The organism is Aquabacterium sp., from assembly GCF_004297345.1.
GTDB lineage: Bacteria > Pseudomonadota > Gammaproteobacteria > Burkholderiales > Burkholderiaceae_C > Aquabacterium.
In genome coordinates, this window is record NZ_SCTN01000119.1 from 1 (window position 1) to 19,236 (window position 19,236).

Sequence of the window (19,236 nt, forward strand, 5' to 3'; positions counted from 1 at the left end):
CCTGCACCGTGTCGCCACTGCTGCTCTTGTTGTAGGTGACCACGGCAGCCGCAGGTTCCGACACCGTGTGCGAGGGCTCAAACGAAGTCGGTTGTTGTGCGCTCAAGCTCATGTCACCGCGCAGGTACATGCGTTGCGGGCTCATCTGAGGATGCGGCCAATCGGTGGCGCGGGCAAATTTGCTCAGGCCCAACGTACCATAGCCCTCAACGTATTGGGTCACGTTGGGCAACTCGGCGGCCCCCGTGTTGATGCCCTTGAGGTACTGGTCAAACCATTGCAGCATCAGCGAGGCCGAGCCCGGCGCGCCATTGGCGGTCGAATTGGCGGCGCCGCTTGCGGCATTCAACACAGCCTGAACGTGCGAACCCTTGACGATCACCAGCTTGGTATTGGCGTTCTTCTTGAGTTGCTCGTACAGCAGGGGTTCGTCGCGCTGGAAGATGTCATTGGTGCTGCCCACCAGGAAGGTCGGCACCTTGATCTTCGATGCCCCCTCCAGTGGTGAGCGCACCGCCCAGAAATCACCATCATCAGTTGAATAGCCTGCCTGCCCTGCCAGCGAGTTGCCCACGGTGGGCAGATACCAGCTGTCAACGGCATTGATGTGCTGCTGATTGGCCGCCTTGATCTGGTCGGCATAAGCGGGATTGTTGCTGATAGCCAGGCTGTTGCCCACGCTCAGCGATTGCGTCAAAGGCAGCCACAGGCTGATGAACTTGGCATTCAACAAACCGCCCACCCCCACCGTGCCACGATAGGAGTCACCCATGGGCACCTGCGCAAACACAGCCTTCACGGCGGGATGACCTTGCTTGGCCGTCAACAAGCTGGTGATGCCCAGATAGGACGTGCCCGCCAACCCCAACTGGCCATTGAACCAGGATTGCTGCGTCACCCAGTTCACGGCCTCCCCGTAACCTGCCTGCTCGGCCGCCCCCAGAAGTTGCGCCTCGTCGCTGGACATGCCCGAACCGAGCACGTCCACCGCCACCGAGATGTAGCCGCGTCGGTTCATGAACTTGTCTTGCCCACCAACCAGCAGGGTGTTGCCTGTGCCGGAGACCGTCCCGAGCAACTGGCCCAGGTCAATGCGATATGCCGTTTGCGTCAGGATGACAGGGAACTTGCCCGCCACCGGGTTGCCCTTGGCATCCGCCGGCACCGACACCAGCACGGCGATCTTCTGGCCCTTGGATGTCGTGATGAACTGCAAAGGCAAGGTCACGGAGTCGGGGTAGTCCTCGGCGCGCGCGTATTCCTTCCATGTGCTGCTGGCGTTCGTCGTGATGGCTGCGTTGGCCTGACTGAGGCTGCCACGGGTGCCCATGGTGCTCGTCTGGGCGGACGCACTGGCGGCCACGCCGATCGTCACCAAAGCGGCGACCAGGCCGCGCAGTGCAAATGTGCTCGCGCCTTTGGATGAAGTCTGCATGTTGTCTCCGTTGAAATTCAGTGCATCAGGAACATGGGGGCAAAGTGCCGAGCGACACCGTTGCCAGGAATCGGCCATGCTAGAAAAGGCCGAGGGTCAGACCAATAGCCGCACTGACCAAGGTATTGGCCATGGCGGCAAAGGCTTTCCCTGATGGTCACAAGACAGAAACCTGTGATGCACCGCCCCTGATCGGGGCTGCCACACGAAGTTCACGCCAGGCCGAAGGCGTCAGGCCCGACCACCGTCTGAAAGCGCGATGAAAGCTGTGAACGGACGAGAACCCCAGTTCGTCGGCGATCTGCTTGAGCGGCAAGCGCCCCTCAACCAGCATGCGCTCGGCCACCAGGCGCTGACACTCCTGGGTCAGCTCCGCGTGGCTGGATCCCAGCATGCCCAGTTGCCGCCGAAAGCTGCGTTCGTTCATGCCCAGATGGGCGGCTGTCTCGGCCACGGTGGGCAGGCGAGGAAAGGCATTGAGCAACCATTGCCGGACCTGATCCGCCATGTCGGTGCCAGCCTGCATGGCCGCCAGCGCGGCATCTGCGCGCGTACGAGCCGCCGTGTAGGCCACCGGGTCATGCGTCGGCATGGCCTGATCCAGCAAGGCGGGATTGAAACTGATGAGGCACTCGCGGGCCTCGAATCGGGTGCGCGGGCCAAAGGTGGCCAGGTAGCGCGGCACATGATCCGGCGCAGGTTGATGTGCCAGATCCACCTGATAGATGTCCTGACTGGATGCGCCTGCAAAGCGCAGCATCTGCACGGCGGATGTGGCGACCAGATCACGACGAAAGCCCCCGCTGAGGCCGCCCTGCACCACGGGCCGAATCAAGAGTTGCGCACTGTGGCGCCCCTCAATGAGTTCGACTTCTGAATGCTCGACCGAGAGCACGGCAAATCGGCGGATGTCATCCAGCATCTGGCGCAGGCTGGGCGTTGACAACACCAGTGGCGTGATGACGCCATAGCGCATCAAGGCCAGGCTCTTGCCTGCCACCAGGCCAAAGGCCGGATCGCCCGTCACGTCGATGGCGGCGGCCATCAACCGGTCGAACACGTCCACCGGCAACCACTCGCCATCCTCCGGCAGATCGTCGTCAGAACCCAGACCGCAATGGCGAAGCGCCCTGCTGGAGTCGAAGCCTTCGACATCCAGGGTGTAGGCCAGGATCTTGAGATTGACAGGCGAAATACGCATTGGGCTCAGCTACGACAACAAGGGGGCAGGGTAAAGCCCCCCGCCTGACGCCCCTAGTCTGCGCGCTTTGCGTCCACCGATTCACGGGCAACGATTCGTGATTTCCCTAGCCACCCCCTAACCTTAAGGCCATGAAAGGGGGGCATCGGTCGAGATCGCCTCCGGTCTACGCCAGGGAATCTCCCACTGTGCAACCGGATCCAGCAGCGCCTTGACCTGAATGCGCGGCGGGGGCGACTGCACCGAGCCAAAGATGGTCGCGAACGACACATCGGCGGCATCCCGTCCGGTACCGAAGCGCACAAAGCCCATCGGAATGGCGGTGTTGGACGGGTCAAAGATGTACCAGCGCCCGCCCAGGAACACCTCGACATAGGCATGGAAATCAGTGGGCCCCAGGATCGGATCGGCGCCGAAATCGATGCCGGTGGCAAAGCGCGCCGGGATGTTGAGCGCACGGCACAAGGCGATCATCAGGTGCGCAAAGTCCCGGCACACGCCACGGCCATCGTTGAGCGTGTCCAGCGCCGAGGTGTTGCTGTTGGTGGAGTTGGACTCGAAGCGCACCCTGCGGCGCACCCATTCCTGAATGGCCACCACGCGACCATAGCCTTGCGGCAGCTGGCCGAACTCAGCCATGACCAGCGCCCCCAGCCGGTCTGACTGGCAATACCGACTGGGGTAGATGTAGGACAGCACCTCCGGCGGCAGGCGGGCCACCGGCACCTCGGCGATCTGCTCCGGCATGGCCAGATGGTGGTGCAGGTCGACCACGGCGCTGTAATTGACCGCCAGGGACCCGGCCCAGGCGCTCATGCGCAGATAGCGGTTGTGTGTCACCGGGTCCGTGAAGATCTGCGGCAGCACCTGCTGGCTGATCTGCAATTGCTCACGGTAAAGGATCTGGCTGCGCGTGTGGGCGCAATGGATGTTGAAGACGAAATCTGCGCCCGGCGGAGCGACTTCATAAAGCAGGTCAATGGACAGTTCAATTCGGACCAAGTATTTCTCCATGGCCACAAAGCGAGACCATGCTTCCTTCTAGTCCTATTGCACACAAAGGGCAAGAAACCTTTTCTGATACCCCCATAAATACTGGGTCAGCTTATATATGGGCAAACACATATTCGCGCCATTCGCAATCTGCCCCCTTAACTGCTGAAATCAGTTCAACAAACTCAAGTCTGCCCCCCGCCCTGCCGAATACCAGCACTCTGATTGATCAAGACATAAGCGGGAGCCCTATGCAGCAACAAGCGCCCTTACACGTGCTGGTTGTCGAAGACGAAATCGTGAACCGAGACATGGTGTGCCACATGCTGAGGCATTTCGGACACCAGGTCAGTGCCGTCGATGGCGGTCGCGCCGCGTTATTGGCCATCCAATCAACGCCGTATGACGTGGTCATCATGGATTGCCGCATGGACGACATGGACGGCCTGGAAACCACGCGACGCCTGCGTGCCGGCGACGCGGGTTCCGCGGGGCGAGCCATTCCCATCATTGCGCTGACGGCTCAGGCCTTCAGCACAGACCGCGATGCCTGCCTGGCCGCCGGCATGAACGACTTCCTGACCAAACCGGTGGACATCCATCAGCTCATGTCGGCCGTGGCCCATTGGGGGCATTGGGGCCAGCACAACGCTGGTACCGAGCACGATGACGCCGCCCACGCGCGACACAAATCGGGCCGTATTGTCGCGGCGCCGCAAGTCTTCGATCAGGGCGTGCTGGCCGCCCTGCCCATGGTGGCCGATGGCTCTCAGCCGCACTATGGCGCCCTCGTGCTGGACATGTATTTCAAGTCCTTGCCTGACCTGCTCCACACGATCAGGCAGGCCGCGATCGAAGGCGACACGCACAAGGCCCAACACGCCGCACACAGTTTGAAATCGTCGAGCGCAGCCGTCGGCGCTTTCGCCATGGCCGCGTGCGCCGCCAATGCCGAAGCCCATCTGCGCTTCGGCCATCAGGACATGGCCCATCTGCCCGGCCAGTTCGACACTGAATTCGACAGGCTTTGCCACAAGCTCGGCCGACAACATGACCTCGTTCAGAAAGCGCAGTACCCTCATGCTGAACATTGTTGACCCCCACCCGCCACGCCTGCTCATCATCGACGATGATCCGCTGCTACGCGGCATGGCAGCCAACACGCTGCGCCATGCGGGCTTCGAGGTCAGCGAAGCTGGCGATGGCATCGAAGGCCTGGAGCAAGTCAAGCAAACGCCCTTCGACTTGCTCTTGCTTGACGTGATGATGCCCAAGCTCGATGGCTATGAAGTGTGCAAGCACGTGCGCCAAACGGCTCGCGGAGAGCGCCTGCCCATTCTCATGTTGACGGGGCTGCATGACAGCACCTCGATCGAGCAAGCTTACGAAGCCGGCGCCACCGACTTCATCTCCAAGCCCATCAACTGGACTTTGCTGTCACACCGCGTGCGCTACTCCTTGCGTGCCGGCCTGGCGATTGAGTCGGCCATGCGCAGCCACGAACGGCTGGAGCGTGCGCAGCACATCGCCAACATGGGCAGCTGGGAGTTGCGCGCCGAAGGCCAGCGCTTCATCTGCTCCCCCGAGCTGGCCCGCGTGCTGGCCGTGCCGCCCGAAGTGGTGGCCCGTGCCCGGCCCGAAGACTTTCTCTCTCGCGTGGCCAGTGCCGACCGAGACACCGTACGCGCCATGCGGCAGGCCGCGCTGGAAGAAGGCCGTCCGTACCAGCGCACCTTCATGGTCCACCGATTCGACGGCGCGGCACGCACGGTCTTCGAGCAAGCGGCCGTGGTCATCGACCACAAGGGCCGACAAGTCGCCGTGGAAGGCATCACACAAGACATCACGGATCGCGTGGAGGCGGAAGAACGCATCAAGCGCCTCGCCCACTATGACGTTCTGACCGGCCTGCCCAACCGCCAGTTCTTTGCCGAACTGGTCGGCCCCACACTGGATCGATCTGCCCGGCTGAACGCAGGCTGCGCCATGGTCTATGTGGACATGGACCGCTTCAAGAGCGTCAACGACGCCGTTGGCTACAGCCAGGGCGATGCCATCCTGAGACTGATCTCGACGCGCTTGAAGGCATCGATCCGTACATCGGACATCGCCATGGACGCCCGCGCGCCAGCGCAAGAGTCGATGGTGTCGCGCGTGGGCGCCAACGCCTTCACCTTGCTGCTGGTCGATATTGCCGATGAGAAACAGGCCACGCTGGTGGCCGACCGCTTGCTCCAGGCCATCGCCGAGCCGATCAGCGTTGATGAGCATGAACTGGTGTTGACCGCCAGCATCGGCCTGGCACTCTACCCACGCGATGCAGCCGATGCCGAAGGGCTGACACGCTGCGCCGAGCAGGCAGCCTATGCCGCCAAGTCAGCCGGGCGAGCCCAGCACCGCTTCTACGATGAAGCCATGAACGTGCGTGCCAGTGTGCGCCTGGCCCGGGAAAGCGATCTGCGGCACGCCATCACGGAAGGCCAGCTGAGACTGCACTACCAGGCCAAGGTGGACGCAGGCACGGGCCGCATCATTGGCGCCGAAGCGCTGGTGCGCTGGCTGCACCCGGAGCGCGGCATGGTGTCGCCCGGAGAGTTCATCCCGCTGGCCGAAGAATCCGGCCTGATCCTGCCCCTGACCGATTGGGTGCTGGAGAAAGCCTGCGAAGACCTGCGCCGACGCGCAGACCGTGGCCTGCAGATGGTGCCGGTGTCGGTCAACCTGTCGAGCCCCAGCTTTGCTGATGACGGCTTGAAAACACAGCTGCAAGCCTTGCTGCAACGACACCAACTGCATCCGACATCACTTGTGCTGGAAGTGACGGAGTCCTTGCTGATGTCCGATGTGGAGCGCGCCGTGGTGCGCCTGCAGGAGTTGCGCGAGATGGGCTTCAAGGTCTCGCTGGATGACTTCGGCACGGGCTACTCGTCGCTGGGTTATCTCAAGCGCTTCCCTGTGGATGAATTGAAGATTGACCGATCGTTTGTGACCGATGTGTGGCGAGGCGGCCGAGACGGTGCCATCGCGGTCTCCGTCATTGCCTTGAGCCGCGTGTTCGGCCTGCAGGTGGTGGCCGAGGGCGTGGAAACACACGGGCAATCCACATTCCTGCTGGCCCACGGCTGCGCGCAACAGCAGGGCTATCTGTTTGCCAGGCCCCTGCCATCAGATGAATTTGATGCCACGCTGAAACCCGCAGACGAGACATGATGACGCGAGCGCCGTACACTGCGGCGCTCGTCCATCACTGCAAGGCCCTCATGACCATCGCTGCCCAGATCGTTGTCGCACTCGTCGCGCTGTTGCACATCTACTTCATGGTGCTGGAGATGTTCCTGTGGACCAAGCCAGCGGGCCTGAAGGCCTTTGGCCAAAAGCGCGAACAAGCCGAGGCCACCAAGGTGCTGGCGGCAAATCAGGGGCTGTACAACGGCTTTCTGGCTGCGGGCCTGATCTGGGGCCTGCTGCTGGGTACACCTGGCCGGCCTGTCCAGATCTTCTTTCTGGCTTGCGTGATCGTGGCCGGTGTGTTTGGTGCCGTCACGGCCAGCCGCAAGATTCTCTACATCCAGGCCATGCCTGCTGCCATCGGGCTGGCCCTCGTGCTGTTGAACTAAGCAGCTTTGCGCAAACGATGCCGCACCAGCTCGATGTGCGCACGCAAGTTGTAGAGGTTCTCTGAAAACGCCAAGGGCGTGCGGATGCCGCTGACGCCACGTTCGATGTCATCAAGGCGCGCCATGGCCCCAGCCGCATCAAGCTGACTGCCTTCCAGATCCAGCTCGTACTCCAGTTGCTTGAGGCGTCCGTACCAGCGGTAGATACGGGATTTCACGCGCCAGGCGTAAGCCGCAGGTGCCAGCCTCATCACGGGCAACAACACCGCCACGATGGGAATCAACAGCACCAACAGGCGATCGGCCCACACGGCAATCCAGAACGGCAGGTACTTGTGCAGGAAGGATGGTCCGTTCTTCATGTAGCGCGCGGCATCATCGCTCAAGGGAATATCCACCCCCTTGGGCGAGGGAAACTCGCCTTCGCGATGCAACATGCTGGCGTCTGAGGTGACGTCCGTGGCCACCTCCATCAACAGGTCGATCAAGGCGGGATGGATGTCATCACGCACAACCAGATTGGCAGTCGGCGCCACCAGCGTCACGTCATGATCCGGGATGTTGCGCACCAGGTCGAAGCTTCCCATGGGCAGCACGATGCGGGCCAGAAAAGGGAACTGGTGCGAATAGGCCTCGGCCTGCGCGAAGTCCATCAAGCGGATGCCGCCTTGGCTCATCAACCGATGGATCAGATTGGACTCGGGCGCCCCCACCACCATGATGGCATCCAGCTTGCGGTCGATCAACCTTTGCGCGGCCTCATCGGAAGGCCAGTCTGCCAGGCGCGTGTTGCTGTCGTCCACACCGTTGGCCTTGAGCAGTTGCGCCGACAAGGTGCGCACGCCGCTGCCAGCAGGCCCGATGGACAAGGCCCGCCCTTTGAGCGAACTGAGTCGATCCACCTTCAGCCCTTGCCGATAGAACACCCAGACCGGCTCGCGATACAAAGCCGCCAGGCTCATCAGATCATTGCCATCAGCCTCGGTGGCCACGCCCCCCTGCACCACGGCCAGCGTGACGCCTGCTTGAGGATCCGTGAGCAGATCCAGATCCTCGCGAGCGCCACGTGTGGTGCGCAACTCCAGCTTGATGCCGCTTTGAGCCAGCAAGACCTGCAGATCCTTGGCCAGGCCCTCATAGGCGCCGCCCTCCTGCCCGACCGTCATCACGATCCGGCTGGGCGGCGCGGGCGTGATGAACCGGCTGGCCACCCAGAAAGCGAGCGCAATCAATGCCAGCGCGCTGGCCAGCGTCAGCCAGAAGTCAAGCGATGCCCAGCGGAACCAGTTCTTTGCAACCATGAGTGCTCATCCGTGAAACCGGCATCTTACTGATTGAGCCAGGTTCTGCGGATGGCACTCGGATCGCCGCTGTTCAGTTCAGCGCCGGGGTGGGCCACGCCTGCGTCAAGGAGTTGGCCTGTTGCGGGTCATATGTCCACAGCTGATCCGCCCAGGTCATGGCCACCGGCGCCGAGGCCCAATACGTCGTGAGCCCCCAACTCCAACCGGAGGTCGTGCTTGGCTTGGGCAAAGTACCCATGGGCAAGGTCTTGCCAGTTGTCACGCTGTAGCTGGATATATTCATGCCACCACCCACAACCGCCGTGGACAGCATGAAGTCCGTGTACTCGATGCCACCCCATTTGACCGGCACACCAAGGTAAGAAATATAGGCACTCATGAACACGCCGCTGAACACGGTCTTGCGTTCGCCGGTGCTCACGTCCATTCGAACCAAGTCCGTGCTGCCCGCAGTCGTTGGCGAAATGGACAGCATCAGCGCATTGCCACTGGCGCCATAGACGGTCGTGTTTTCCGTCAGCACGCCAAACGGCTCGGTTTCCTGGCGCGTGCCAAGGTCCTTGATCACCAAATGCGAGTCATACACCTGCGGTGGCGTGCGGGTGGGATCGGCGTAGTGCCCCTGGTTGATCACCAGGGCATTGCCCGCCACGTACATGCCGCGCACGCTGCCCTTGGCTGCATCGATGGTGCCAAAGGTGGACACGGCACCCGTTGCCCCGTCGATGGCATAGATCGTGATGCCATCAGACAGATAGGTCTTCGCATTCTTCCGGTCGGTTGCCTGGAGCCAGGTGCTGCTGATTTGGGCAATCTTGATGCCCGAATCGGTCAACACCAGCTTGCCGCTGCTCCAATCCATGACGTAGACGATGCCATCGAGTTGCAGCAAGCCTTTCTGAGTACCGGGCAACAAGCCACGGAAAACAGGCGGATAGACCAGCGGCGCGCTGTCCTGCCTGACGACATACTGTTCCTGCTTGAGGTCGGCGCTGTACACAGCCAGGCGCAGGTTGACACGGTCATACAGCATCACGCCCTGAACACCGGCGCCTTGCTGGCTTCCGGCCAGGGTTCCCACAAAGGTCACACCATTGGTGAACTTGCCCCACTGAACTCGCCCCACCTCGGTGGTAGGCATGTCCGATGAAACCAGGTAGGTCTTGTAATTGGTCGTGTAGGAATCACACGATGCGCCAGCGCCCACAGTCAGAACCTGAAGCCAGACATGCTGGCCATCCAGCGCGAGATACGCGTAGGGGCTCACGTGACGCCCCGATGAGAATGTGCAGGCCGTCGTGATCGACGAAATCTGTTTGGGCTCGCCCAGGGTGGCGCCACTCAGATCCAACTGCATCACCTTGCCGTCCTGAATCATGTACACATGACCAGTCCCTTTGTGATGCGGCTCGCCTGTACCGGCGTCCAGCGAAAAACGATCGACGACAGACCAGTCGCTGACGCTGTATTGCCTGACAACCTGGCCGGTGGTCGTGTCCATGATCAGCAAGGTCTTGCCGGTCGTCGTTGTGGGCGTTGCCACAGCAGCGGCTGTCGACGCGCTGCTCGGGCTCGTGCTCACCGCAGGCATCAACATGGGTACTTCCATCGCGGTGAAGCGACTGGCCGTCGTGCTGCCCTCGGTGGAGGACACTGTTGCGGACGTGTCGGCTGGTGCACCACCGCCCCCGCCACAACCGCTCAACGTCACCAGGCTTGCGCCCACCAAACTGAGAACCACGGCTTGCCATGGCTTGCGCACAAGCTTCATTGCTTTACTCCCTGAACTGTTAACGTTATGGAACCAGGCGCATTGTCCTTGTTGAAGTACGCCCCTGCCCCCCGCAAATCGGGGGAAACCAGCACCCCAACTCGAGTCAAGTCGATCAGCGTCGCGACGGGCCACAAGGCCTACACTGCACAGCATGAGCATCGTTGTGTACTGGCTGAGCAATGGCCGCCCTTTCGTCGAACATTTCACCGACGATCAATTGCTGCCCGCGCTCGCCTATGCGGAGGCCCGCCGCAAAGACAGGGACGCCGATGGCCTCGCCCTCAACAGCCACGTGGTCATGAACTCCGAATTGGGCGACTGCGTCAGCAAGCCAGGCGTGAGCGACGAGCGTCCGACCGATTACAGCTGGACCAAATCACACCGGGGCGGCCCGCCGGAATCGGGCAACCCGCCCAAGACCCTGGCCTGATCATCAACCTCACTCGCTGAAAGCGCACTCACCATGTTCAATCCAGCTCGACGCACCTGCCTGCGTGCGCTTGCACTGTCTGCCAGCGGTCTGGCACTGACCGGCTGCGCCAATTTGCTGGATCGAGAATCCGTGCGCGTGACCGTGGTGGGCCTTGATCCCCTGCCCGGCGAGTTGATGGAAGCCCGACTGGCGCTCAAGTTGCGCGTGCAGAACCCCACCGAATCGACAGTGGATTACGACGGCATCTCGGTGGAACTCGACTTGCGCGGCAACAGCTTTGCCAGCGGTGTGAGCAGCGAAAAAGGCAGCATCCCGCGCTTTGGCGAAGCATTGATCGCCGTCCCGGTTTCGGTCTCGGCCTTTGCCGTACTGCGCCAAGTGGCGGGGCTGGCCGCCGGCAGTGGCATCAACGCCAATACACGCATTGAATACGCCCTGCGTGGCCGACTGGCCGGCAGCGGCCTGGGTGGCGGCACACGCTTCGCGGCCAATGGCGAGCTGGAGTTGCCCAAGGGCCTGATCCCACGCTGAACCTGTGGCCATGAGGGGAACCATGTCACTGCCTACCAAGCCTGCACAGCGCGGGCGCCTGCTCTTGCGATGGGCACTGTTCCTGGCGGCCGCACTGCTGGTGCTGTTGGCTGTGATGGCCTGGCACACATGGCAACTCTCTACCAGCCAGACAACGGTGCCAGCAAGGCCCGGTGTGGTCATGGACGCCCATGCTGCAGCCAGCAGGCTGAGCGTGGCCGTTCAGCAGCCCACCGTATGGACGCCGGATGACCAGAACGCCAAGGCCTTTGAGGCCCTGCATCAACATCTGACTGCCAGCTTCCCCAAAGCCCACGCCACGCTGGGCCTGCAACGCTTCGGGCAACACGCCCTGCTCTACACCTGGCCTGGCAGTGATCCTCATGCGCAACCCATCGCGCTGCTCGCACACCAGGATGTGGTCCCCATCGCCCCGGGCACTGAGCGTGACTGGCAGGAGCCCCCGTTCTCAGGCAGCTTGAAAGACGGCTTCATCTGGGGCCGAGGCGCCTGGGATGACAAGGGCAATCTCATGGCCATCATGGAAGCCGTCGAGATGCTGCTGCAATCAGGCTTTCAGCCCAGGCAGACCATTTACCTGGCCTTTGGCGCCGACGAAGAAGTAGGCGGCGCCAACGGCGCGAAACTCATCGCCGACTGGCTCAAGCAGCAGAAGGTACGCCTGCGCTTCGCCATGGACGAAGGCCTGCTGATCACCCATGGCATGGTGCCCGGCGTGCACAAGCCGGTCGCCCTGATCGGGATGGCCGAGAAGGGTTACCTCACACTCAGTCTGACGGCCAAAGCCCAACCTGGCCACGCCAGCATGCCGCCCATGCGCAGCGCCATCGGCATGGTCGGCGAAGCCGTCGCCCGTGTGGAGGCGCACCAGATGCCGCCCCACCTCACGGGACTGCCGCGTGACATGTTCGAAGCCGTGGCGCCTGAAGTGGAAGGCCCCACGCGCTGGCTCTTGAGCAACCTGTGGCTGACCGCCCCAGTGGTGACCAGCCAGCTTGAAAAAACACCCTCCGCCAATGCCATGCTGCGCACAACCAGCGTGGCCACGGTGTTCAAGGCCGGCGAGCGTGAGAACGTGCTGCCAGGCGTGGCCACCGCCCTGGTCAACTTCCGCCTGCTGCCAGGCGACCGCAGCGAGGCGGTAGAACAGCACGTCAAACAGGTCCTGTCTGGCTTGAACGTGAAGGTCGGACGCCAGCCTCAAGTCACCGAAGCCTCTGCGGTTTCCAGCAGTCAGACGCCAGCCTACCGGCTGCTGGCGCGCACGCTGCGCGAACTGCAACCCGATGTCGTCGTGGCACCAGGTTTGTTGGTGGGCGGCACCGACTCACGGCATTTCGCCGACGTGAGCGATGCCACCTTCCGCTTCACGCCCATGCATGCGGCCCAGCCTGATCTGGCGCGCTTTCACGGCACCAACGAACGCCTGAGCGTGGACAACTACGTCGGCATGATTCAGTTCTACGAGCGGCTCCTGCGCAACGCGAACGAACTGTGAGCATGCTCAGGGGCGTGCGCCGCAGCCCGACCAGGACGCCAACTGAGCGGGCGTCAACAACTGCCTGCGCGTGACTTCACGCGCTTCCGTATCCGACAACTTGCCCCCTGCAAAGGCGGTTACCAGATACAGCCCCACCTTGGGCGTCTCCAGGTCATACATCAAACCAAAACGGTTCTCGGGTTCGTGCTTGCGCGGCTCGTCAGTCAACTCGTACAAGTAGACCGACTCGATGCGGCCACCCTTGAAATTGACGATCTCTTTGAGGTGCTGCGTCAGGCCACGCAAACAGCCCTCGGTTTCCGGCTGATCGGCCTTGTTCTCGAATGCCGGCTTGTAGATCTCGGCGCAGTGGAACTCGTTGATGTGGATGGGCTTATTGAAGCGCGCCAATTGACCCAACGCACCGCCATCACCAAACCAGGGATCCTGATCCAGGGGCTTGTGCTTCTCAAGCGGGTAGATGTGATAGCCGGCCACATCGAAGGTCACGCCCTGGCTTTGCATGAATTTGTAGAAACCGAAGGCTCGGGCCACGGTCCCCAGGATGATGCGCAGGGGCGCGCCGGTCCGCTTGCGCTCGTCGACAATCGCCCGGGACATGCCACGCAGGTTCGCCGCCTGCAATCGACCGCAAGGGGTATCGAAATCGGCCGCATCGAGGCCCTTGCTCAAGGTCGTCTTGATGTTGGGATACAGCGGAATCTCATTGAGCAGCTCGAAGTCATGGATCACGTCAGCAACCTGGCCGAGGGCCTGGCTGACCTCCTTGTAGGCGTTCTGCTCGACCACAGTCAGATCCGCATCGCACATCTGCGCGGCCGGGTAGCCATTGGCATAGGCGTCGAACAACACAGCCGATACCTCGATACCCTGGCGCGCCAGATTGCTGGCAAACGCCCTCATCTGCGCATTGCGCTTGCCATCCTTGGCCCACATGTCCAGCCGAACGCGCGAGAAGCCACGAGGCGCCACGACCTCCTGCACTTTGGGCCATTGGTCGGTCGGCTGGTGCACGTTGACGCCCCATTGCAGGCGCTCTGGTCGGCACACTGGCGCAGCGGATGACGTTGCGGAGGGCGGCCCAGCCTGGGCCATCAAGGAAGGTAACAGCGACAAGGCAATCAGGCAATGCAGCGGCTTCAAGCAGGCCATTCGGACTCCGAAAAACAAGGATGGAGGCGGCGCGGCGGGCGCCAACGGTCGAGCTTAGCGTTGGCGAACCCGGATTTGCGAGAAAATGTGCGAACTTCCGGCGCAAAAGCGCCCTCCAGCATCTGCAAACATGAGCGACACACCACAACAAGCCCCCGCCCTGCCCGATCACCTGTCCATCGATCCTCGCAGCCCGCACTTCAACGCATCCGTGTTCGAGCGCGATGTCGGCATCCGCTTCAACGACAAGGAGCGCGTGGACGTCGAGGAATACTGCATCAGCGAAGGCTGGATCAAGGTTGCCGCAGGCAAGAAGGTCGATCGCAAAGGCAAGGCCCTGCTGATCAAGCTCAAGGGCAAGGTTGAAGTCTTCTACAAGTGATCGGGCGGCTCGTCCGCGATCTGTGCCTGCGCCGCAATCTGGCGCAGCGCCTGCTCGAACACGGCAGCAGGCTGCCCACCCGAGATCAGATGCTGATCGTTGATGATGACGGCGGGCACCGAGTGGATGCCGCTTGAGGTGTAGAGGCGCTCGGCCTCACGCACCTCTTGTGCATAGGCCCCACTGGCCAGGACCTCTTGCGCACGCGCAGCATCCAGCCCCACCTGGCGCACAGCTGTCAGCAACACGTCGTGCTGATCCATGGCCTGACGGTCACGATGGCAAGACACCAGCAAGGCCTTCTTCAAAGGCAGTTGTCGTTCAGCATGCTCCACGCCCGCCCAGTGCAGCAGGCGATGCGCATCAAATGTGTTGTAGATGCGGCCACGGCCATCTGCGTTGAACTCAAAGCCCACATCGGCACCACGCTGGCGAATGGTGGCGCGAATCTGCGCCTGCTGCTCGGGCGTCGAACCGTACTTCTGTGACAGGTGCTCGGTGATGTCCTGCCCGCCTGGTGCCATCGCAGGGTTCAACTCGAAGGGCTGGCAATGGATGCTCGCCGATATCTCGCCTGCCAGGTTCGCCAAAGCTTGCTCCAGCGCCGCCAGCCCAATGGCGCACCAGGGGCAGGACACGTCCGAGACGAAATCGATCTTGAGTTGATACATGAACCTGGTCCAAAACGATCAGGCAGGCATCGTACACAGCCCGCCGCTCGCCCGCATATCCCTGCTGAATTCGCTGAATTTACGTTTGAACACAAGCCGATGACATCCAGCGCGCATGCTCGTGCGTTGAAGTGTGATCACCCATTTTTCTTTGCCTGGAGCAGTTCATGTCCGAAACCAACAACGATTCATCCGCCGTCACGCTCAAGATCCCGCGCTCGGCGCTGTTTGCCGCGGGTGGCATCGCATTGGTGGGCGCCGGCCTGGCGGCAGGCATGTGGTTGCGCGCCCCGGCCACGAACCCCGAGAAAGTCGCGGCAGCAGACATCCCCGCCATCGAGCAGCAATCCCTGGCGCCTACGGCGGCAGGCAGCGCCCCTGCCGAGGCCCTGGTCACGGGCGTTTCACCCGCTGCCAGCAGCGTCAGCGCAGAGCCTGCGCCTCAGCACAGCGCCCCCGCCAAGCACAACAAGCATGCCAGCTCTGCGGGCGGTGGCAACACCAACCAGGCCAGCGACAACGCCACGGTCGGCGGCGCCCCCACCCAGGAAGCCCCTGTGGTTCAAACCTGCGCCAACTGCGGCGTGATTGAATCCGTGCGCGCAGTGCAGCAAAAGGGCCAAGGCTCTGGCGTTGGCGCCGTGGCCGGTGGCGTACTGGGCGGCCTGGTCGGCAACCAGATGGGTAAAGGCAGCGGCAAGACAGCCCTGACCGTGCTGGGCGCCATCGGCGGCGGCCTGGCCGGCAATGAAGTGGAAAAGCAGCAGAAAGCCTCCACCGTGTATGAAGTTCGCGTTCGCATGGATGACGGCAGCACGCGCACTGTCATGCAAAGCACCGAGCCCGCAACGGGCTCCCGCGTTGAAGTCGATGGCAAAACGCTGCGCCCGCTGGCCGGCAACAACTGAGCCGAACCGGGCGCCACGGGCCCGGCATCAGGCCAGCGTCACACTGGCAATCAGGATCAACGACGATCCATTGCAACGCCCCCACCTCGGGGGCGTTGGCGTTTTTGCTGCCAAAAGGGCATCCAGCGCGACAATGCCAGACTCGCACAGGAATCCCATTTGACAATGCTTCTTTCCAGATATACATTGCCACACCGTTTTGTCACTTGATGCAGGTCAACCGCGATCCGGTGACAAATTGCCTTCGAGCAAGCCTGCATCGTGGGCTACAAAACAAGTCTTGCCTTCACTGGACCAGCTAGGAGACAAAAAGCATGTCCGAACACTTTGACGTCCTGATCGTGGGTGCCGGCCTGTCCGGCATCGGTGCAGCCTGGCACCTGACTCAGCAATGCCCCGACAAGACGTTCGCCATCCTGGAAGGCCGCGACACGATTGGCGGCACCTGGGACCTGTTCCGCTACCCCGGCATTCGCTCCGACTCGGACATGTACACCCTGGGCTACAACTTCAAGCCCTGGACCGAAAAGCAGGTCATCGCCGACGGCGATCGCATCCGCAACTACATCCAGGAAGTGGCCCGCGACGGCGGCTTCCAGAAGAAGATCCGCTTTGGCAGCAAGGTGGTCAACGCCTCTTGGTCGAGCGAAACGGCCACCTGGACCCTGGACGTGCAAAAGACATCCGGCGAGACCGTGCAGATGACCTGCGGCTGGCTGATGATGTGCTCGGGCTACTACAACTACGAAGCCGGCTTCACACCCGACTTCAAGGACAGCGAGTCCTTCAAGGGGCAGGTCATCCACCCTCAGTTCTGGCCAGAAAAGCTCGACTACAGCGGCAAGCGCGTGGTCGTGATCGGTTCGGGCGCCACCGCCATCACCCTGATCCCCTCGATGACGGACAAGGCCTCGCACGTGGTCATGCTGCAGCGCACGCCCAGCTACGTGGTCTCGGTGCCGCAGTTCGACCCGATGGTGCGCTTCCTGCTGAAGTTCCTGCCCGAGATGACGGTCTACAACATCAGCCGTGCTCGCAACAACTTCATCACCCAGGGCATCTTCAAGCTCTCGCGCAAATACCCCAACTTCATGCGCAAGCTGCTGCTCAAGCAGGTCAAGGCCCAGGTTGGCCCTGACTTTGACATGAAGCACTTCACGCCGCCTTACAACCCATGGGATCAGCGCCTGTGCGCCGTGCCCAATGGCGATATGTTCAAGGCCCTGCGCAAAGGCAAGGCTTCGGTGGTGACAGACCATATCGACCGCTTCGTGCCAGAAGGCATCTTGCTGAAGTCCGGCAAGGTCGAGAAGGCCGACATCATCGTGACCGCCACGGGCCTGAACCTGCGCCTGTTCGGCGGCATGAACATCGAGGTGGATGGCGAGCAAGTCGATATGGGCAAGCGCATCTCGTACAAGGGCCTGATGTTCAGCGACCTCCCCAACTTCTCGAACACACTGGGCTACACCAACGCCTCGTGGACGCTGAAGGCCGACCTGATCGCCGAGTACGTGTGCCGCCTGCTCAAGCACATGGACCAGACCGGCACGCGCATCGCCATGCCCAACCGCGACCCGAACGTCAAGGAAGCCCCGCTGCTGGACATGACCTCCGGCTATGTGGCCCGCGTGTCCCACCTCCTGCCCAAGGGCGCCGACCGCGCACCGTGGAAGCTCTACCAGAACTACGCGCTGGACAAGAAGCAGCTGCACAACGGCAAGCTGGAAGACGGCGTGATGACCTTCTCCAAGCCACGCAAGGTGGCGCGCCCCACGCAGCAGGCGGAGCCGCAAAAACGCTACGCGAGCTGATCGCCTGCGACACCCCCTTGAAACGCCCCTTCAACAGGGGCGTTTTTCATGGTGAACGTTCAAGCCTGCGCCGTGCCCACCATGCCACCCAAGGCAGCCAGAAGACGCTCACACTGCGCGTCCGTCCCGACCGTGATGCGCAGGAATTGCGCAATACGCGGCTGAGGGAAGTGCCGCACCAAGATGGCCTGCGCCTTCAAGGCTTGCGCCAACTCAGCCGCATCGCGTTGAGGATGCCGTGCAAACACGAAGTTGGTGGCGCTGGGCAAGACCTCAAAGCCCAAGGCGTCGAGCCCTTGCGTCAATCGATCCCGGCTTTGCATCACGCGCGAACAGGTCTGGGTGAAATAGCCTTGCGCGGCAAACGAGGCCACGGCGCCCGCCTGCGCCAACCGGTCCAGTGGATAGGAGTTGAAACAACCCTTGATGCGCGCCAGCCCCTCGATCAACTCGGTTGAGCCCAGCGCATACCCCACACGCAAACCAGCCAACCCGCGAGACTTGGACAGCGTCTGCACCACCAGCAGATTGGGATGGCGATCCAGCAGGTTCACGGCGCTCTGCGCGCCGAAGTCCACATAAGCCTCATCGACCAGCACGACACGGTTCGGGTGCAGGCGCAGCAAGGCCTCGATCTGATCGAGTGGCAAGGCGATGCCGGTGGGCGCGTTGGGATTGGCGATCACCACCCCCGCACACACGCCGTCCGGTCGCGCATAGCCCTGCAGGTCAACACTGAAATCGGCCCGCAAGGGCACCGTCTCGCAAGGGATGCCGTAGAGCTGGCCATAAACGGGATAGAAGCTGTAGCTCACGTCCGGCATCAGCAAAGGGCCACCGTGCCGAAAGAAGGCCTGAAATGCGTGGGCCAGCACCTCGTCGGAGCCATTGCCCACGAAGACCTGCTCAGGCGTCACACCATGGTGCGTGGCGATGGCCTGCCTCAGCGCCGAAGACTGCGGATCAGGATACAGACGCAGTGCGTCACCACCAGCCTGCCCGGACTGCGCGGCCCGCTGAATGGCGGCCAGCACCTCGGGCGCCGGGCCATAGGGGTTCTCGTTCGTGTTGAGCTTGACCAGGCCAGGCAGATCAAGCTGCTCGCCAGCCACATAGGGCTTCAACTGTTGGACCAGGGGGCTCCAGAATCGACTCATGAAAAGTGCCTCGCCAATGAAAAAGGCGCCTTGCGGCGCCTCGGGTGCTGTCTGAGCTGAAGTCTTGCTGCTTGGCTTGATCTTCTCAAGCTTGGTGCAAGACGCGCATGCAGGCATGACCACGGCGCCATGGCAAAGCATGGTGATGGTGGTGATGCAAGGAAGCAATCATGGCCTGCATGTTCATGGGCTCAGTATGGCACGAGCGGCGGATCAGTAAGAACCGCGGCCGCCGCGGTAACCACCGCCATTGCCGCCACCGAAGCCGCCCGAAGGACGATCTTCTTTTGGACGAGCCAGGTTCACGACCAGGGCGCGACCGTCAACGGTCTTGCCGTGCAG

General features: G+C 62.2%; 17 protein-coding genes. 9 read left to right on the plus strand and 8 right to left on the minus strand.

Going from position 1 to position 19,236, the window contains the following annotated elements; genetic code table 11:
* The 3 genes from EPO09_RS03530 to EPO09_RS03540 form a co-directional block, all read right to left on the minus strand.
* The coding region (locus EPO09_RS03530; RefSeq protein WP_290640200.1) for a CocE/NonD family hydrolase at positions 1 to 1,435 on the minus strand (1,435 nt) is incomplete at its 3' end.
* A 157-nt stretch (positions 1,436 to 1,592) separates the two neighbouring features.
* On the minus strand, positions 1,593 to 2,636 hold the full coding sequence (locus tag EPO09_RS03535; protein ID WP_290640202.1) for an AraC family transcriptional regulator: 1,044 nt from the start codon (positions 2,634 to 2,636) through the stop codon (positions 1,593 to 1,595).
* A 123-nt stretch (positions 2,637 to 2,759) separates the two neighbouring features.
* Positions 2,760 to 3,638 (minus strand): transglutaminase family protein, encoded by an 879-nt coding sequence (locus tag EPO09_RS03540; protein WP_290640204.1) that lies wholly within the window; start codon positions 3,636 to 3,638, stop codon positions 2,760 to 2,762.
* A 242-nt stretch (positions 3,639 to 3,880) separates the two neighbouring features.
* Here EPO09_RS03540 and EPO09_RS03545 point away from each other — a divergent pair, with 242 nt between their 5' ends.
* Genes EPO09_RS03545 through EPO09_RS03555 form a run of 3 tightly spaced genes read left to right on the plus strand, consistent with a single transcriptional unit; the run spans position 3,881 to position 7,246 of the window.
* Positions 3,881 to 4,726 carry a response regulator gene (locus EPO09_RS03545; RefSeq protein ID WP_290640206.1) on the plus strand — a complete coding sequence of 282 codons (846 nt, stop codon included), beginning with the start codon at positions 3,881 to 3,883 and terminating at the stop codon, positions 4,724 to 4,726.
* Entirely contained in the window at positions 4,710 to 6,839 is a 2,130-nt protein-coding gene (locus EPO09_RS03550) for an EAL domain-containing protein (RefSeq protein WP_290640208.1), read from the plus strand. The genes EPO09_RS03545 and EPO09_RS03550 overlap by 17 nt, the downstream gene beginning before the upstream one ends.
* Before the next feature lie 50 nt (positions 6,840 to 6,889).
* Entirely contained in the window at positions 6,890 to 7,246 is a 357-nt protein-coding gene (locus EPO09_RS03555; protein WP_290640210.1) for a DUF1304 domain-containing protein, read from the plus strand.
* Here the strand turns inward: EPO09_RS03555 and EPO09_RS03560 are convergent.
* Both EPO09_RS03560 and EPO09_RS03565 read right to left on the minus strand, forming a co-directional pair.
* Entirely contained in the window at positions 7,243 to 8,547 is a 1,305-nt protein-coding gene (locus EPO09_RS03560) for a TAXI family TRAP transporter solute-binding subunit (protein WP_290640212.1), read from the minus strand. The two genes, EPO09_RS03555 and EPO09_RS03560, sit on opposite strands and share 4 nt — an antisense overlap.
* Positions 8,548 to 8,620: 73 nt before the next feature.
* A complete protein-coding gene (locus tag EPO09_RS03565; protein WP_290640214.1) occupies positions 8,621 to 10,321 on the minus strand; it encodes a hypothetical protein in 1,701 nt (566 codons plus the stop codon).
* 154 nt (positions 10,322 to 10,475) lie between these two features.
* On the opposite strand from EPO09_RS03565, the gene EPO09_RS03570 reads away from it, so the two are divergent.
* The 3 genes from EPO09_RS03570 to EPO09_RS03580 are packed head-to-tail and all read left to right on the plus strand — an operon-like array spanning position 10,476 to position 12,807.
* Positions 10,476 to 10,754 carry a hypothetical protein gene (locus tag EPO09_RS03570; RefSeq protein ID WP_290640216.1) on the plus strand — a complete coding sequence of 93 codons (279 nt, stop codon included), beginning with the start codon at positions 10,476 to 10,478 and terminating at the stop codon, positions 10,752 to 10,754.
* 33 nt (positions 10,755 to 10,787) lie between these two features.
* The gene (locus tag EPO09_RS03575) at positions 10,788 to 11,288 is read left to right on the plus strand and encodes an LEA type 2 family protein (protein WP_290640219.1); all 501 of its coding nucleotides are present in this window, start codon (positions 10,788 to 10,790) and stop codon (positions 11,286 to 11,288) included.
* Between the two features lie 22 nt (positions 11,289 to 11,310).
* Positions 11,311 to 12,807, plus strand: coding sequence for a M20 family peptidase (locus EPO09_RS03580; protein WP_290640222.1), 1,497 nt, complete (start codon positions 11,311 to 11,313; stop codon positions 12,805 to 12,807).
* 6 nt (positions 12,808 to 12,813) lie between these two features.
* Here the strand turns inward: EPO09_RS03580 and EPO09_RS03585 are convergent, their stop codons facing one another.
* On the minus strand, positions 12,814 to 13,962 hold the full coding sequence (locus tag EPO09_RS03585) for a hypothetical protein (RefSeq protein ID WP_290640224.1): 1,149 nt from the start codon (positions 13,960 to 13,962) through the stop codon (positions 12,814 to 12,816).
* A 130-nt stretch (positions 13,963 to 14,092) separates the two neighbouring features.
* On the opposite strand from EPO09_RS03585, the gene EPO09_RS03590 reads away from it, so the two are divergent.
* On the plus strand, positions 14,093 to 14,344 hold the full coding sequence (locus EPO09_RS03590) for a DUF3297 family protein (protein WP_290640226.1): 252 nt from the start codon (positions 14,093 to 14,095) through the stop codon (positions 14,342 to 14,344).
* On the opposite strand, the gene EPO09_RS03595 is transcribed toward EPO09_RS03590, so the two are convergent.
* Entirely contained in the window at positions 14,335 to 15,015 is a 681-nt protein-coding gene (locus tag EPO09_RS03595) for a DsbA family oxidoreductase (protein WP_290640228.1), read from the minus strand. The genes EPO09_RS03590 and EPO09_RS03595 overlap by 10 nt on opposite strands.
* 167 nt (positions 15,016 to 15,182) lie before the next feature.
* Here EPO09_RS03595 and EPO09_RS03600 point away from each other — a divergent pair, with 167 nt between their 5' ends.
* Both EPO09_RS03600 and EPO09_RS03605 read left to right on the plus strand, forming a co-directional pair.
* On the plus strand, positions 15,183 to 15,923 hold the full coding sequence (locus EPO09_RS03600) for a glycine zipper 2TM domain-containing protein (RefSeq protein WP_290640230.1): 741 nt from the start codon (positions 15,183 to 15,185) through the stop codon (positions 15,921 to 15,923).
* A 314-nt stretch (positions 15,924 to 16,237) separates the two neighbouring features.
* A complete protein-coding gene (locus EPO09_RS03605) occupies positions 16,238 to 17,737 on the plus strand; it encodes an NAD(P)/FAD-dependent oxidoreductase (RefSeq protein ID WP_290640232.1) in 1,500 nt (499 codons plus the stop codon).
* A gap of 59 nt (positions 17,738 to 17,796) precedes the next feature.
* On the opposite strand, the gene hisC is transcribed toward EPO09_RS03605, so the two are convergent.
* Positions 17,797 to 18,894 carry a histidinol-phosphate transaminase gene (gene hisC, locus EPO09_RS03610; RefSeq protein ID WP_290640234.1) on the minus strand — a complete coding sequence of 366 codons (1,098 nt, stop codon included), beginning with the start codon at positions 18,892 to 18,894 and terminating at the stop codon, positions 17,797 to 17,799.
* Positions 18,895 to 19,236 lie beyond the last annotated feature (342 nt).

Excerpts from the sequence above, each read along its gene's own strand:
- EPO09_RS03535 (WP_290640202.1), bottom strand. The coding sequence starts at position 2,636 with ATGCGTATTTCGCCTGTCAATCTCAAGATCCTGGCCTACACCCTGGAT.
- EPO09_RS03545 (WP_290640206.1), top strand. The coding sequence starts at position 3,881 with ATGCAGCAACAAGCGCCCTTACACGTGCTGGTTGTCGAAGACGAAATC.
- EPO09_RS03550 (WP_290640208.1), top strand. The coding sequence starts at position 4,710 with ATGCTGAACATTGTTGACCCCCACCCGCCACGCCTGCTCATCATCGAC.
- EPO09_RS03555 (WP_290640210.1), top strand. The coding sequence starts at position 6,890 with ATGACCATCGCTGCCCAGATCGTTGTCGCACTCGTCGCGCTGTTGCAC.
- EPO09_RS03560 (WP_290640212.1), bottom strand. The coding sequence starts at position 8,547 with ATGGTTGCAAAGAACTGGTTCCGCTGGGCATCGCTTGACTTCTGGCTG.
- EPO09_RS03565 (WP_290640214.1), bottom strand. The coding sequence starts at position 10,321 with ATGAAGCTTGTGCGCAAGCCATGGCAAGCCGTGGTTCTCAGTTTGGTG.
- EPO09_RS03570 (WP_290640216.1), top strand. The coding sequence starts at position 10,476 with ATGAGCATCGTTGTGTACTGGCTGAGCAATGGCCGCCCTTTCGTCGAA.
- EPO09_RS03575 (WP_290640219.1), top strand. The coding sequence starts at position 10,788 with ATGTTCAATCCAGCTCGACGCACCTGCCTGCGTGCGCTTGCACTGTCT.
- EPO09_RS03580 (WP_290640222.1), top strand. The coding sequence starts at position 11,311 with ATGTCACTGCCTACCAAGCCTGCACAGCGCGGGCGCCTGCTCTTGCGA.
- EPO09_RS03585 (WP_290640224.1), bottom strand. The coding sequence starts at position 13,962 with ATGGCCTGCTTGAAGCCGCTGCATTGCCTGATTGCCTTGTCGCTGTTA.
- EPO09_RS03590 (WP_290640226.1), top strand. The coding sequence starts at position 14,093 with ATGAGCGACACACCACAACAAGCCCCCGCCCTGCCCGATCACCTGTCC.
- EPO09_RS03595 (WP_290640228.1), bottom strand. The coding sequence starts at position 15,015 with ATGTATCAACTCAAGATCGATTTCGTCTCGGACGTGTCCTGCCCCTGG.
- EPO09_RS03600 (WP_290640230.1), top strand. The coding sequence starts at position 15,183 with ATGTCCGAAACCAACAACGATTCATCCGCCGTCACGCTCAAGATCCCG.
- EPO09_RS03605 (WP_290640232.1), top strand. The coding sequence starts at position 16,238 with ATGTCCGAACACTTTGACGTCCTGATCGTGGGTGCCGGCCTGTCCGGC.
- hisC (WP_290640234.1), bottom strand. The coding sequence starts at position 18,894 with ATGAGTCGATTCTGGAGCCCCCTGGTCCAACAGTTGAAGCCCTATGTG.